The sequence below is a fragment of the Neorhizobium sp. 05N33 genome (assembly GCF_056397445.1).
Genome location: NZ_JBFTNK010000023.1, coordinates 40352 through 53145, shown reverse-complemented (window position 1 = coordinate 53145; position 12794 = coordinate 40352). Strand labels below are relative to the sequence as shown.

Here is a 12794-nt window from a genome sequence, read left to right as displayed (position 1 = left end):
ATTTCGACGTGAAGCCGGGTGTGAGTTCGTTCTGGTGTTCGTAAAGGCGGCCGGGGAGATCGCGCGTCACGCCGATATACAGCGTACCATTGCGTTTAGAGGCGAGAATGTAGACGTAACCCTTCATGGTTGAAGTGTGGCGCCGGCGACTATTGTACGCAAGTGGTCTTTTGCACCGCCGACGCGGCGCTGCTGGATTCCTGTGACAAGCACAGGATTGAGGAGGAGGGGATGACCCTCGGTCTCCTTCAACCAACGTGGTGAAAAATCTGCAGCCGCTGGCCTCACAACCCCGATGCCACCCGTGGCTTCTCCCGTTCGTGGATCAGCCTGATCGCCTCCGAATAACTGACGCAGGCGACGTCTTGCTTCCCGCAGACTTCCGTCACCAGCCGCTCCATCGCCCGCCAATAGGCGCCGCCGTTCATTTCGACGAAATGCAGGCCAATCTGGAGGGGGATGCGGTCGCCGTCATATTCCTTGTCGAAGGCGGCCCTGAAGGCGGAATAGGCGCGTTCCTCGAATTCGACGGTACTGCTCGGATTGTCGATGCCGCCGGAATGGCGGATGAAGAGGTTGTAGTCCATGGCGATGATCGGCCGATTGGACGGGCCTTCTGGAATGAGCGGCAGGCCGAAACGGATGAGCCCGCCCTTTTCCTCCGGCATGACCGGTCCCTTGGTGACGAGGCTGGCATCATAGCGGATGCCGGCCCGTCTTTCGGCTTCGACCAGGCCGGGGCTGGTGGAAAAATAGGGCGCGCGGAAACCATTGATCCCGGTCGCGACGAAATCCTTCCAGCCGGCCGGCTCCTCCGATCCGGCGCCGGCCGCCTTCCAGGCATTGGTCAGCACGTCGTGAAAGGTGTTGAACTCGGCGGTCCAATCTGCCGCCGTCCAGTCCTTGCCGTCGAAATGGCCGCAGGTATGGCTGGAAATGTCGTGGCCTTCGAGATGCGCTTGCCAGACGTGGCCGAGCCGTTCGCGAGCCTCTGCGGTCGTTTGGGCAAAGCCGATATTCGACTTGCCGGGCTTCTCGTTCGGCCCCTGATAGCTTTTGGCATTGGCGCGCTCGATCACCAGCGTGCAGGAGAGAAAGTAAGTGAAATGAGCATTGGTGCGCCTGGCGAGATCGCGGCTGCGCTGCCAGAGGTTGTTGGCGCCGGCACCGTCGAACGAGACCATCACCAGTTGTTTCGGCTTGCCAGCGGTATTGTCGGCGGCGCTGGCTGCGAAGGGCGCGGCGAAAAGACAGAGAGCGAGGGGAAGGGCAAGCGAACGCATAAGGTACCTGAATCATGGCGAAGGGCAGCGGGCTTTGTGGCCGCAGAATAAGGCGAAGCTTTGAGCGGCTAGCTTTAAGTGTGGATTCCGCCCGAAAGGCCACCAACGGGCTTCCTGGCGGATGTTTTCGCCTTTGCGCTCGCCGACTTTGCAAAACCGGTGACCACTTTTGCGCGACGGGAGTTAAGGGGGGCCTTACATCTCCGGGAAAATAGGCTAGAAGGCGCTTTTCCGCATGATGGGCCGGTTGGGCCGGAGACTTTGATGGCGCAGGACGACGACAGTTTTATTCGCGAAGTGAACGAGGAGCTTCGTTCCGATCAGTTCAGGGGTGCATGGCAGCGTTACGGCAGGATTGTGATCGCGGTCGCCGTGCTGATCGTCGTCGGTACGGCTGGTTATCGTGGCTATGAATACTGGAACACGCATAATTCTTCGCAATCGGGCGACCGTTTCCTGGCGGCCCTGAAGCTTGCTTCGGAAAACAAGAACGACGAGGCACTGGCCGCCTTCGGCGCGCTCGAAAAGGACGGCAGCGGCGCCTATCCCGTGCTCGCCAAGCTGCGCGCCGGCTCGGTGCAGCAGTCCAAGGGCGATGCCACCGGGGCGATCGCCACCTTCTCGGCGGTCGGCAAGGATGCCAAGGCGCCGCAGTCGATGCGCGACCTTGCCCGGATGCGCGCTGCCTGGCTGCTGATCGACAACGGCACCTATGAACAGGTGGCCGCCGAAGTGCAGACCATGGCCGTGCCCGCCAATCCACTTGCCAATTCCGCCCGCGAGGCGCTTGGTCTTGCCGCCTACAAGGCCGGCAAGGTCGCGCAGGCCAAGGAATGGTTCCAGCAGATCGCCAATGACGCCTCTGCGCCGCGCAATGTTGCCAACCGCGCGCAGATCATGCTCGACAACATCGCCTCTTCAGGCAAGGCGCCCTGACGGTTTCCGCCCAGGGCTTTAAGGATATAGAATGAGCTTCACCGTCGCCATTGTCGGACGCCCGAACGTCGGCAAGTCCACGCTTTTCAATCGCCTGGTTGGAAAGAAGCTGGCGCTTGTCGACGACACGCCGGGCGTCACCCGCGACCGCCGTCCCGGCGACGCGAAGCTCATCGACCTGAAATTCACGATCATCGATACCGCCGGTCTCGAAGAGGCCGGCCCTGAGACGCTCGAAGGCCGCATGCGTGCCCAGACCGAGGCCGCGGTCGACGACGCCGACCTGACGCTGTTCGTGGTCGACGCCAAGTCGGGCCTGACGCCGCTCGACAAGACCTTCGGCGAGCTTCTGCGCCGCAGCGGCAAGCCGGTCGTGCTGGTCGCCAACAAGTCGGAAGCGCGCGGTTCCGACGCCGGTTTCTATGATGCCTATACGCTGGGTCTCGGAGAGCCTGTTCCGATCTCGGCCGAGCACGGCCAGGGGATGATCGACCTGCGCGATGCGATCGTCGAGGCGCTCGGCGAGGAGCGGGCGTTTCCGGAAGACGATGACGAGGCGGAGACCAATATCGACGTCCGGGATTCCGATTTTGCGGACGAGGGCGAGGACGAGGCCGAGCCGGAATACGACGAGACCAAGCCGCTGCGCGTCGCCATCATCGGCCGCCCGAATGCCGGCAAGTCGACGCTGATCAACCGCTTCCTCGGTGAAGACCGGCTGCTGACCGGCCCGGAAGCGGGCATCACCCGCGACTCGATCTCTGTCGAGTGGGAATGGCGCGACCGCACCATCAAGATGTTCGACACCGCCGGCATGCGCAAGAAGGCGCGCGTCCAGGAGAAGCTTGAAAAGCTGTCTGTTGCGGATGCGCTGCGCTCGATCCGGTTTGCCGAAACGGTGGTCATCGTTTTCGACGCCACCATTCCGTTCGAGAAGCAGGACCTGCAGCTCGTCGACCTGGTGTTGCGCGAAGGCCGGGCCGCGGTGCTTGCCTTCAACAAGTGGGATCTGGTTGAAGACACGCAGGCGGTGCTTGCGGATCTCCGCGAAAAGACCGAACGGCTGCTGCCGCAGGCGCGGGGGCTTCGCGCCGTGCCGATTTCCGGCCAGACCGGCTACGGTCTCGATAAGCTGATGCAGAGCATCATCGACACCGACAAGGTGTGGAACAAGCGCATCTCGACCGCCAGGCTCAACCGCTGGCTCGATGGCGTGCAGACCCAGCATCCGCCACCGGCCGTCTCCGGCCGCCGCCTGAAGCTCAAGTATATGACCCAGGTCAAGGCCCGCCCGCCGGCCTTCATGGTGTCCTGCACCAGGCCGGACGCGCTGCCGGAAAGTTATATCCGCTACCTGATCAACGGGTTGCGCGCCGACTTCGACATTCCAGGCGTGCCGATCCGCATGCATTTCAAGGCGGGTGAAAATCCCTTCGAGGGACGCAAGAAGAAGCGGTGAGGGGTTTCTGGGTTTGTATCTGGCGTTTTTGGCTCTCCCGCGAGGCGGGAGGTCATCGCCTGTGAGGAACGGGGCGGTGCATCCTGCCGATCTCCCCCCTTGAGGGGGAGATGCCCGGCAGGGCAGAGGGGGGTGTCGCGGCACACTCTTCTGCCGCTGTATTTGCCGAACCGTCGTCACCCCCCTCTGTCACTTTCGTGACATCTTCCCCTCAAGGGGGGAGATCATTGGGAGACTGCCGCACCGTCTCTTTTCCTCCGGGCGAATATCGTCGTATGCAGGGAGAGCGCGCCTTGCGAGGCGAGCGGATGGGGATTGGCGTTATACCGTCGAAGGCCTAATTCCACCCCGTGGGGCCGGCAGTTTCGGCCGCCCTTGGGCAATCAGCACATTGTTCAAAAACTGTTTCGACGCCGCTTCCCAGGTGAATTTGCGGGCGAGCTGCCTTGCGTTTTCGCGCGAGCAGCCAAGCGCCGCAAGGCAGGCCAGGCGGAGATCTTCGTTGAGCGCCCCGGCACCCGAACCGTCCTCGATGATGTCGATCGGGCCGGTGACCGGGTAAGCGGCGACCGGCACGCCGCTGGCCAGCGCTTCCAGGATCGTGTTGCCGAACGTGTCGGTCTTCGACGGGAAGACGAAGACGTCGGCCTGGGCATAGGCGCGGGCGAGATCCTCGCCGGTCTTCATGCCGGTGAACAGCACGTTCGGATATCGCTTTTGCAAATCGGCGCGCGCCGGGCCGTCGCCGACCACGACCTTGGAGCCGGGCAGATCGAGATCGAGGAAGGCCGGCAGGTTCTTTTCCACCGCGACGCGGCCGACGGTCATGAAGATCGGGCGCGGCAGGTCGAAGGGCCGTTCGTCGAGATCCATCGGGTGGAACATCGTCTGGTCGATGCCGCGGCTCCAGCGCAGCAAGTTTTTGAGGCCGAGCTTCGAAAGCTCGCGTTCGAGGCTGGCGGTCGCCACCATGCAACCATTGCCGGCATTGTGGAACCAGCGCACGAAGCCGTGCAGCCAGCGGACCGGGATGGGGAACCGCGCCGCCACATATTCCGGAAAACGGGTGTGATAGCTGGTCGAGAAGGGAATGTTGTTCTTCAGGCACCAGCGGCGTGCGAGCAGGCCGAGCGGACCTTCGGTGGCGATGTGAACGGCAGTCGGCATCGACGCCTGAATGGCGCTGGCGATCTGCCAGTAGGTGGCGACCGACAGGCGGATTTCCGGATAGGTGGGGCAGGGAACGCTGGTAAAGTCCTGTGGCGTCACCATCGTCACGTCGACGCCCATCTGGGCGAGTTCCCGGTTGGTATTCTCGATCGAACGGACGACGCCGTTCACCTGAGGGTACCAGGCATCCGTCACGATGGTTATTCTTGTCATGGAAGGTCGAACCCGGTTGCCGATCCGTCCACGACTCGCGCCAACGGACACGTTTTCAGCCTTCTATCGGGAAAGTTTGTTACAGGCTGATGAAGGGGGCGTGGCGGGCACAGGTTGAACGGATTTCAGATAGGTAGCGTCATCAGATCAGCTGAGGAGGATTGCCCCATGATTACGTCGATCGTCGAGCTTCGCAACGTGGGCGGAACCGAGGCGGCTTTGGGCTGGGCCGGCAGCCATACGATCGTCGTCGACCGGCCGGAGGGCAAGGCCGGCGGGCGCAATCTCGGGTTCAACGGCGGACAGCTTCTGGCGCTGGCGATCGGCGGGTGTTTCTGCAACGACCTCCGATACGCGGCGCACGAGATGAACATCGATACCGAGGATATCGCGGTCAGCGTCACCCTTCAGCTCGAGGGCGCGCCGCTGATCGCCGTCGGTGCTGAACTCGACGTCATCTGCACCTCGGGCGATGGTGCCGACACCAAGGCCCTGATCGAACGCGCCAGAAGCGTCTGCACGGTCGCCAATTCGGTGATGCGGGGCTTTCCGGTGTCGTTCCGGGTTGCCGGCTGACGTCCTAGACGCGATGATCATGTCAGGGTTGTGACAGTCCTTTTTCTCTGTTTTTTCAGTTGCAAAATTCCCCATCGCATACTACCCATACATCCGTTCATTTCGGGGGATATTATGAAGCTTTCTCAAGTAGTTGCGTTAGCGGTTGCGGCCGCGTGCCTCGCATCATGCGGGCCGACACGAAATCAATATGAAGTGGTTGTAACCGCTTTGGAGGGGAGTTCCCGGGCGCGGAATGCCGTCTATGCAAATTGCCTTAAGAAAGAACGCACGACGGCCTGGAAGAAGGAGGCCTCCGTCTTCATGAACGTCTCGGAGGCGAAAGCCCCGGCTGTGTTCTGTCAACGGGCGCTTGACGGTCTTGTCAAACGCAGGATTACATTCGCGGATGTTTCCGCCGTTTATGCAGGCGATCTGACGCCGAATATCGTCAAGGTCCTGCAGGGACGATAAACTGGAAAACTGCGCAATGTAGCCGAGGCCCTGATCGAACGCGCCAAAAGCATCTGCACGGTCGCCAATTCGGTGATGCAGGGCTTTCCGGTGTCGTTCCGGGTTGCCAGCTGACCTCTGAGCGAGGCAGCCGGCGCCGGGGCGGTTAGTTGGCGGCGATGGTGAATTCCTGGTCGAAAGTCGAGGTCTGGTCACCGCTCATGTCGTGGATCGTGTAGGTCAGCGTGTATTTGCCCGCCGGCGCGCCCGTCAGCGTCAGGGTGAAATCCATCGAGAATTCCATGTTGGCGTTGTGGCTCTGGAGGACATTGGTGGAGAAGGCCTTCTGGTCGAGCATGACCTCGCCGTTCGCCGCCTTGATCTTCAGGTCCGATACGAAGTTGAGTTCGTACATGTCGTGGGGAAGCTCCTTCCAGCCGTAGCCGATCGGCTCGACATAGGTGATGACCTTTTCACCCGGCTTGAAAATGCTGGACTGCTTTTCCTGGTAGATTCCGTAGCCGGTCGAGGGCGCGGTGACGAAAGTCACCAGCCGTTCCGTCAGGCCGAGCTTTCCCCATGCCTCATAGGTCTTCGTTTCGGCCTTGGTCAGGGCGTCGATCGGGGCGGACTGTGCTGCGGGGGATAGGGCCAGGACGGTCAGGAAGGCAAGGGCGATACGCATTTTCATTTCCTCGTTGGGAGCGATCGTTTAATCGCCCCAACCCTTTCACAGAATGACTGAAAATTAATTTATGACACGGGCACGGAAAACAACGGAGATCTGGCGCCGATCTCGGCCTCTGTCGTCGGTCGCTGCCGGTCATGTCCGTCGGCGTTTCAGCCTGGCAGCAGCGCCGGGCTGATCAGCGCGCCGTGGTGGCCGATGACGACCGAGGCGACCGAGGCGCCGTAGGCGGCGGCCTGCGCCGGCGGGATACCGCGGACGAGGCGGGAGAGGAAGGCGCCGTTAAAACTGTCGCCGGCGCTGGTGGTGTCGACGAGCTCAGCGGTCCTGACCGAAGGGACGTGGACGGGAGCGGTGCCGCCGAAGCTCAGCGTTGCGCCATCCGCGCCGTTCTTGACCACGACGTCTCCGACGCCGAGCGCATGGTAGCGGGCGATGGTGTCGGCCACCGTCGCGTCGCCGAAATGGGTGGTCTCGTCGTCGAAGCTCGGCAGGACCAGCGAGGCCGCGCGGGCGCCTGCCTCGATCGTCCTCAGCATATAATCCTTGTTCGGCCAGAGGCGGGGGCGGATGTTCGGGTCGAAGGCGACCATCTTGCCGGAAGCCTTGGCGCGGCGCAGTTCCGACAGCAGCGTCTCGACCGCTTCGGGGCTGAGGATGCCCAGCGTGATGCCGGAGAAATAGAGGATGTCGGCAGCCTCGACAGCACTGCGCAGATGGTCGGCATCGTCGGCGAGTTTCTTTGCGGCGGCGGTGTCGCGCCAGTAGCTGAAGGTGCGTTCGCCGTTCTTCAGCGTGATCAGGTAGAGGCCGGGCGTCTTGCCTTCGATGCGGCGGATGAAGCCGGTGCCGATGCCGGCATCCCGCATCATCGACAGCATTTCGGTCGATAGGGGATCGTCGCCGACGGCGGTGAAATAGTCCACCGACCATTCGGCGGGCAGGCAGGCGCGCGCGTACCAGGCGGTGTTGAAGGTGTCGCCGGCAAAGCCTTTGCGCAGCAGGCCTTCGCCCGCCTGCGACAGCTCCACCATGCATTCGCCGATCGAAAGAAGCCGTCCGCCCAATTGCATTCCTCCCGTATTTTGAAACTCGCATAGGCCGAAGTTTCAGCCGTGGCAAGAGAGTGGATCCGGAACTTCGCAGAGCCTTGCTTATGCGTTGTCTTTTGAACGGGGGGCACTAGGTTGGGCTGGAACATTTGAGGAAGGAGAGTCGGACGATGGCGACACAGGCGGTGAAGGCGGTCGATGCAAACTGGTGGCGCGGCGCGGTGATCTACCAGATCTATCCGCGCTCCTTTCAGGACACGACCGGCGACGGGATTGGCGATATCAAGGGTATCACCGCCCGCCTGCCGCATGTCGCCTCGCTCGGCGTCGACGCAATCTGGCTTTCGCCCTTCTTCACCTCGCCGATGGCCGACATGGGCTACGACGTCTCGGATTACCGCAATGTCGATCCGATGTTCGGCGCGCTTGCCGATTTCGACGAGATGATGGCGGAGGCCGATCGCCTTGGGCTGAAGGTGATCATCGACCAGGTGATTTCCCACACCTCCGACCGGCATCCGTGGTTCGTCGAAAGCCGCTCAAGCCGTACCAATCCGAAGGCGGACTGGTATGTCTGGGCCGATCCGAAGCCGGACGGCACGGCGCCCAACAACTGGCTGTCGATCTTCGGCGGGCCGGGATGGGAATGGGACGGCGTGCGCAAGCAATATTACATGCACAACTTCCTGATCGCCCAGCCGGACCTCAATTTCCACAATCCCGATGTCCAGAACGCCATGCTGGACACGGTGCGTTTCTGGCTCGACCGCGGCGTGCACGGGTTCCGGCTCGATACGGTCAACTACTATTTCCATGACAAGCAGCTGCGCAACAACCCGCCGATGGTCTACGACACGGACGGTGCCGGCATGGAGACCGATACCAACCCCTATTCGATGCAGAACCACCTCTACGACAAGAGCCAGCCGGAGAATATCGACTTCCTGAAGCGGCTTCGGGCGCTGCTCGACACCTATGAGGGGCGCGCGACGGTCGGCGAGGTCGGCGACGGCCCGCGCTCGCTGACGACGCTTGCGATCTACACCAGCGGCAACGACAAGCTGCATATGTGCTATACGTTCGACCTGCTCGGCCCGGCCTTCAATGCGGCCTATATCCGCAAGGTAATGACGACCGTGCAGGACACGGTGACCAACGGCTGGGTGTGCTGGGCCTTTTCCAACCACGACGTGGTGCGGCATGTGACCCGCTTCATCGAGGCTCCGGAAGAACAGGACCGGGTCGCCAAATTGTCGATCACACTGATCTCGGTTCTGCGCGGCTCTATCTGCCTCTACCAGGGCGAGGAGCTGGGGCTGACCGAGGCGGAGCTTTCCTTCGAGGATCTGCGCGATCCCTACGGCATCCGCTTCTGGCCGGCCTTCAAGGGGCGCGACGGATGCCGTACGCCGATGGTGTGGGAGACGAGCGAACCGCATGCCGGCTTCACCACGGGTTCGAAAACCTGGCTGCCAGTTCCGGGCGAACATGCGGCCCGAGCGGTTGACGCGCAGGAAGCGCTTTCGGATTCGGTGCTGCACCACTACCGGGCGGCACTTGCCTTCCGCAAGGCGCATCCGCCGCTTGTCGACGGCGACATGACCTTCCTCGATACCAATCAGGACCTGCTCGCCTTCGTGCGCGAGAAAGGCGGCGAAAAGCTGCTGTTCGTCTTCAACCTGACCCGCAAGGCCCAGGATTTCACCCTGCCGAAACGGCTGAGCGAAATCCTGCCGGTCAACCTGCCGGGCTTCGTATCGCGGCTTGAGAAGGGCGTGGTGCAGCTCGACGCCCTTGACGTGTTCTGCGCGCGGGTGTGACGGTCCTTCAAGCCGTCGGCATATTCTCGAATTTCGGCAGGGCCGGATCGAGATGGTCCCAGGCGTGGCCGGCGGCATGCCAGGTCACGAATTGCGGCTTGTATAGGCTCGGATCGTCGAGGCTGCCGGCGCGGACGACGAAATAATCCGGCATGGCCGGGAACGTCATGTAGACCGGCGAACCGCAGGTGGGGCAGAAGGCCCGCCTTTTGACGGTTCCGCCGTCGCCTGTCGCCTCCCAATGGGTTGCATTGCCCTCGACCTTGACGGCAGCGCTTGGGAAGGTGAGGTGGGAGGCGTGGCCAGTGCCGCTTTCGCGCTGGCACTGGCGGCACTGGCAATCGACCATGACCGCCGGTTCGGCGGAGATTTCATAACGAAGTGCGCCACAGGCGCATCCGCCCGTAAAATGGGTGCTCATATCTTGTCTCCATGGGATGGCCCAGTCGCGGGCGGTGGGCGTTGGCGAAAACCTCCGCCCCGAGTCTCCCGAGGCGTCGTGGATCATGGGGCGGAGGTGACGACCGTGCTTCAGGCCGGGATGCGGCGGTCGTAATCTTCCTTGAGGCGGCTCCAGCCTTCCCAGAACGGTTCAGGCTTGGCGCCGGTCGCCCGGGCGACCAGGATGTCGAGATGCATGTGCCAGCCGGCGCCGACCATGACCATGTTGCGGCGATCGGAGATCCGCCGGTGCGTGACGGTGAGCAGGATTTCGCTGCCGGCTGGCTGAAGTTCAAAGCTGACCTCGCCGCGTGGCGGCCACGAGAAGACGAGGCGATGCGGAGGCTCGAAGGCGATCACTTCGCTCTGAATGCTGTGTTCGGCGGGAAAGCCTTCCGGCCTGCCTTCGGCCGAGCCGGCCAGTTCGTCGTTGCGCCAGGTGAGTTCGAAGGAGCTGCCCGCCTGTGCCGGTATGATGCCCGACGCGAGCCACTGGCGGCGAAGATCGCTGTCGGTGAGATAGTCCCAGATTCGTTCGATGGGGCCGGGCAACCGGCGCTGGATGCTAAAGGCGAAAGGTTCGGCCACAGCGCCGTATTTGTTCAACGATGTCATGTCGTTCATTGGTCTTCTCCCGTTTCAGATTTCCGTGGGGCAGGGGATTTCAGCGGGCTCTTCCGGATCTCGTCCCGGGCGCTCTTTTGAGCGTCCTCCTCCCTGAGAAGGCGTTCCAGGATATCGAGCCTGTTGGTCCAGAAGCGCTCATAGAAGGTGAGCCATTCGTGGGCGGTTGCAAGCGGGCCGGGTTCGAGGCGGCAGAGATGGGTGCGGCCGTGAATTTCGCGGCGGATCAGCCCGGCGCCTTCCAGCACCTTGATATGTTTCGAGGCCGCCGCGAGCGACATGTCGTGCGGCTCGGCCAACTGGCTGACGGTGCGCTCGCCCTGCGCCAACTCGCGGAGCATGCGGCGGCGTGTGCCGTCGCTGAGGGCGTGAAAGACCGTATCGATCGGATATGTGCTTAATTCAACCATGTGGTTGAATATGCGCGCATGCGATTTTATTGTCAACCGATCGGTTGAATAATTTTTGCGAAGAGGGAACCGGGCGGATCAGGCCTCGGCGTAGCGGACCGGTTCGCTTCTGAGCCGGGTGATATCCTGGATCGGCGGGGCGCCGAACAGGCGACGGTATTCGCGGCTGAACTGCGAAGGACTGTCATAGCCGACCTGATGGGCGGCGGTGGCGGCATCCATGGCATTGCCGAGGATGAGGCGGCGGGCCTCCTGCAGGCGCAGTTGCTTCTGGTATTGCAGCGGGCTCATCGCCGTCACCTCGCGAAAATGCTGGTGCAGAGAGGACGTGCTCATGCGTGCTTCGATCGCCACCTGCTCGATCGAAAAGGGGGCGGAAAAGTTCTGGCGGATCCAGGAAATCGCCCGGTTGACCTGCTGCAACCGGTTTTCAGGGGCGAGGATTTGACGGATCATCTCGGCCTGATCGCCACGCAGCAGCCGGAACATCAGTTCGCGCTCGATCAGCGGTGCGAGATAGGCGATCTCGTCGGGCCTATCGAGAAGCTGGGCGAGGCGGAGTGCGGCATCAAGGAATTCCGGGGTTGTGTGACTGAGGCCGATGCATTTCTTGCGCATGCTCGGGACACCTGGCGCAGCCGGCATGTCCACCAGCATCTCGCTCAGCAGCTTCAGGTCGAGATCGAGGCGCAGGCAGAGATAGGGCTTGTCCTGATTAGCCTCGATGACCTGGCCGGTGACCGGCATGTCGACCGAGACGACCAGATACTGGCCGGGGCTGTAGCGAAAGATATCGTCGGCCAGCATGACCTGTTTCGCCCCTTGCGCGATGATGCACACCGCCGGCTGATGGATGGCGTGCAGCGGCTCGGTCGGCTTCGACATGCGGATCACCGACAGGCGCGGGATCGCCGTTTCGAACACGCCGTCGCCATCGGTGTTTTGTGCAATCAGTCGGGCGAGTTGATCGAGTTTTTCCATCCTGGGCCTCGTGCGGAGGTGTGAATGCCGCGGAATACAGGATGTCCGCGGTTTGGTGTGGGCATCATATGGTGGCGCCGGTGGCCATTTCAATTGAGCTTCGGAGGATCGTGCAATCATGCCGGAGGACTGGTCTACCGCTCGCCCGCTGCTTTCCACCATATTCGGCTCGTCCGATCGAACCAGCCCGGATGCAAATGGAGATGGTGATGAGCAATTTTCAGCGCTTACTTGAAAGCCCCTTCCATTGGGCCGCCGATTTTGCCAGCGGCTTCCTCAAACGTTCCCGCGGCACGCAAAGACGCCGCCGCGAACGGATGCTCAGGAGGGAATATCTCAATGGCTGAAAGACTTTTTCGCGCCCCCTCGGGTTTCCGAGCCCCGCTCCCGTTTGCCGCCTTTGCGGCAGCCTTCGCCTTCATCGCGACGTTTACGGCGCTTGCACACGACATCACGGAACAGGAGAAGACCATGGCTGAACATCCCTATGCCGGAATGTGGGTGACCGAGGACAACCACATCCGCCACGAACTGCTGCCGAACGGCCGTTATGTGGAAGCGCGCGGCACCCGCGAAAGGGCCTATGAGGGCCGCTACTGGGTGACCGGCGACCATATCGACTACAAGGACGACACCGGCTTCACCGCCGACGGCGATTTTCGCGACGGAGTGCTCTATCATGCGGGGATGGTGTTGCGGCGGCGGTGAG

The 12794-nt window shown here is 62.2% G+C and carries 16 protein-coding genes; 7 read left to right on the top strand and 9 right to left on the bottom strand.

Annotated features, from left to right (window positions below):
- Positions 1 to 127, bottom strand: a 127-nt coding sequence (locus tag AC1DLT_RS29460) for a GIY-YIG nuclease family protein (RefSeq protein WP_477489077.1), incomplete at its 3' end; no start/stop codon positions are given.
- Between the two features lie 157 nt (positions 128 to 284).
- Complete coding sequence (locus tag AC1DLT_RS29455) at positions 285 to 1283, bottom strand: polysaccharide deacetylase family protein (protein ID WP_477489076.1); 999 nt, start codon at positions 1281 to 1283, stop codon at positions 285 to 287.
- A 264-nt stretch (positions 1284 to 1547) separates the two neighbouring features.
- Between AC1DLT_RS29455 and AC1DLT_RS29450 the strand changes: the two genes are divergently transcribed.
- Together AC1DLT_RS29450 and der are read left to right on the top strand one after the other, a co-directional pair.
- The gene (locus tag AC1DLT_RS29450) at positions 1548 to 2219 is read left to right on the top strand and encodes a tetratricopeptide repeat protein (protein ID WP_255759528.1); all 672 of its coding nucleotides are present in this window, start codon (positions 1548 to 1550) and stop codon (positions 2217 to 2219) included.
- A 31-nt stretch (positions 2220 to 2250) separates the two neighbouring features.
- Positions 2251 to 3678, top strand: coding sequence for a ribosome biogenesis GTPase Der (gene der / locus AC1DLT_RS29445; RefSeq protein ID WP_105414977.1), 1428 nt, complete (start codon positions 2251 to 2253; stop codon positions 3676 to 3678).
- 321 nt (positions 3679 to 3999) lie between these two features.
- Here the strand turns inward: der and AC1DLT_RS29440 are convergent, their stop codons facing one another.
- Complete coding sequence (locus AC1DLT_RS29440) at positions 4000 to 5061, bottom strand: glycosyltransferase family 4 protein (RefSeq protein WP_247138675.1); 1062 nt, start codon at positions 5059 to 5061, stop codon at positions 4000 to 4002.
- 168 nt (positions 5062 to 5229) lie between these two features.
- On the opposite strand from AC1DLT_RS29440, the gene AC1DLT_RS29435 reads away from it, so the two are divergent.
- Positions 5230 to 5637, top strand: a complete 408-nt coding sequence (locus tag AC1DLT_RS29435; RefSeq protein WP_477485289.1) for an OsmC family protein — start codon at positions 5230 to 5232, stop codon at positions 5635 to 5637.
- Positions 5638 to 5751: 114 nt separating this feature from the next.
- Positions 5752 to 6090: a hypothetical protein gene (locus AC1DLT_RS29430; RefSeq protein WP_247138677.1), complete on the top strand. Its 339-nt coding sequence runs from the start codon at positions 5752 to 5754 to the stop codon at positions 6088 to 6090.
- Between the two features lie 145 nt (positions 6091 to 6235).
- Here the strand turns inward: AC1DLT_RS29430 and AC1DLT_RS29425 are convergent, their stop codons facing one another.
- Both AC1DLT_RS29425 and AC1DLT_RS29420 read right to left on the bottom strand, forming a co-directional pair.
- A complete protein-coding gene (locus AC1DLT_RS29425; RefSeq protein WP_247138678.1) occupies positions 6236 to 6754 on the bottom strand; it encodes a DUF3324 domain-containing protein in 519 nt (172 codons plus the stop codon).
- A gap of 155 nt (positions 6755 to 6909) precedes the next feature.
- On the bottom strand, positions 6910 to 7824 hold the full coding sequence (locus AC1DLT_RS29420; RefSeq protein ID WP_477489075.1) for a sugar kinase: 915 nt from the start codon (positions 7822 to 7824) through the stop codon (positions 6910 to 6912).
- Between the two features lie 155 nt (positions 7825 to 7979).
- On the opposite strand from AC1DLT_RS29420, the gene bglA reads away from it, so the two are divergent.
- Positions 7980 to 9629, top strand: coding sequence for a beta-galactosidase BglA (gene bglA / locus AC1DLT_RS29415; protein ID WP_477489074.1), 1650 nt, complete (start codon positions 7980 to 7982; stop codon positions 9627 to 9629).
- A gap of 7 nt (positions 9630 to 9636) precedes the next feature.
- Here the strand turns inward: bglA and AC1DLT_RS29410 are convergent, their stop codons facing one another.
- The 4 genes from AC1DLT_RS29410 to AC1DLT_RS29395 all read right to left on the bottom strand — a co-directional run bounded on the left by AC1DLT_RS29410 (position 9637) and on the right by AC1DLT_RS29395 (position 12085).
- The gene (locus tag AC1DLT_RS29410; RefSeq protein ID WP_477489073.1) at positions 9637 to 10050 is read right to left on the bottom strand and encodes a GFA family protein; all 414 of its coding nucleotides are present in this window, start codon (positions 10048 to 10050) and stop codon (positions 9637 to 9639) included.
- A gap of 110 nt (positions 10051 to 10160) precedes the next feature.
- Positions 10161 to 10694 carry an SRPBCC family protein gene (locus tag AC1DLT_RS29405; RefSeq protein ID WP_477489072.1) on the bottom strand — a complete coding sequence of 178 codons (534 nt, stop codon included), beginning with the start codon at positions 10692 to 10694 and terminating at the stop codon, positions 10161 to 10163.
- On the bottom strand, positions 10691 to 11104 hold the full coding sequence (locus AC1DLT_RS29400) for an ArsR/SmtB family transcription factor (protein WP_477489071.1): 414 nt from the start codon (positions 11102 to 11104) through the stop codon (positions 10691 to 10693). The genes AC1DLT_RS29405 and AC1DLT_RS29400 overlap by 4 nt, the downstream gene beginning before the upstream one ends.
- A 78-nt stretch (positions 11105 to 11182) precedes the next feature.
- The gene (locus AC1DLT_RS29395) at positions 11183 to 12085 is read right to left on the bottom strand and encodes an AraC family transcriptional regulator (protein ID WP_477489070.1); all 903 of its coding nucleotides are present in this window, start codon (positions 12083 to 12085) and stop codon (positions 11183 to 11185) included.
- A 209-nt stretch (positions 12086 to 12294) separates the two neighbouring features.
- Between AC1DLT_RS29395 and AC1DLT_RS29390 the strand changes: the two genes are divergently transcribed.
- Positions 12295 to 12432, top strand: coding sequence for a hypothetical protein (locus AC1DLT_RS29390; protein ID WP_157885155.1), 138 nt, complete (start codon positions 12295 to 12297; stop codon positions 12430 to 12432).
- Positions 12425 to 12793 (top strand): Atu4866 domain-containing protein, encoded by a 369-nt coding sequence (locus AC1DLT_RS29385; protein ID WP_477489069.1) that lies wholly within the window; start codon positions 12425 to 12427, stop codon positions 12791 to 12793. The genes AC1DLT_RS29390 and AC1DLT_RS29385 overlap by 8 nt, the downstream gene beginning before the upstream one ends.
- The last annotated feature ends 1 nt before the right edge of the window (position 12794 follow it).

Coding starts and splice junctions, on each gene's coding strand:
- AC1DLT_RS29455 (WP_477489076.1), bottom strand. CDS start 1,283: ATGCGTTCGCTTGCCCTTCCCCTCGCTCTCTGTCTTTTCGCCGCGCCC.
- AC1DLT_RS29450 (WP_255759528.1), top strand. CDS start 1,548: ATGGCGCAGGACGACGACAGTTTTATTCGCGAAGTGAACGAGGAGCTT.
- der (WP_105414977.1), top strand. CDS start 2,251: ATGAGCTTCACCGTCGCCATTGTCGGACGCCCGAACGTCGGCAAGTCC.
- AC1DLT_RS29440 (WP_247138675.1), bottom strand. CDS start 5,061: ATGACAAGAATAACCATCGTGACGGATGCCTGGTACCCTCAGGTGAAC.
- AC1DLT_RS29435 (WP_477485289.1), top strand. CDS start 5,230: ATGATTACGTCGATCGTCGAGCTTCGCAACGTGGGCGGAACCGAGGCG.
- AC1DLT_RS29430 (WP_247138677.1), top strand. CDS start 5,752: ATGAAGCTTTCTCAAGTAGTTGCGTTAGCGGTTGCGGCCGCGTGCCTC.
- AC1DLT_RS29425 (WP_247138678.1), bottom strand. CDS start 6,754: ATGCGTATCGCCCTTGCCTTCCTGACCGTCCTGGCCCTATCCCCCGCA.
- bglA (WP_477489074.1), top strand. CDS start 7,980: ATGGCGACACAGGCGGTGAAGGCGGTCGATGCAAACTGGTGGCGCGGC.
- AC1DLT_RS29410 (WP_477489073.1), bottom strand. CDS start 10,050: ATGAGCACCCATTTTACGGGCGGATGCGCCTGTGGCGCACTTCGTTAT.
- AC1DLT_RS29405 (WP_477489072.1), bottom strand. CDS start 10,694: ATGAACGACATGACATCGTTGAACAAATACGGCGCTGTGGCCGAACCT.
- AC1DLT_RS29400 (WP_477489071.1), bottom strand. CDS start 11,104: ATGGTTGAATTAAGCACATATCCGATCGATACGGTCTTTCACGCCCTC.
- AC1DLT_RS29395 (WP_477489070.1), bottom strand. CDS start 12,085: ATGGAAAAACTCGATCAACTCGCCCGACTGATTGCACAAAACACCGAT.
- AC1DLT_RS29390 (WP_157885155.1), top strand. CDS start 12,295: ATGAGCAATTTTCAGCGCTTACTTGAAAGCCCCTTCCATTGGGCCGCC.
- AC1DLT_RS29385 (WP_477489069.1), top strand. CDS start 12,425: ATGGCTGAAAGACTTTTTCGCGCCCCCTCGGGTTTCCGAGCCCCGCTC.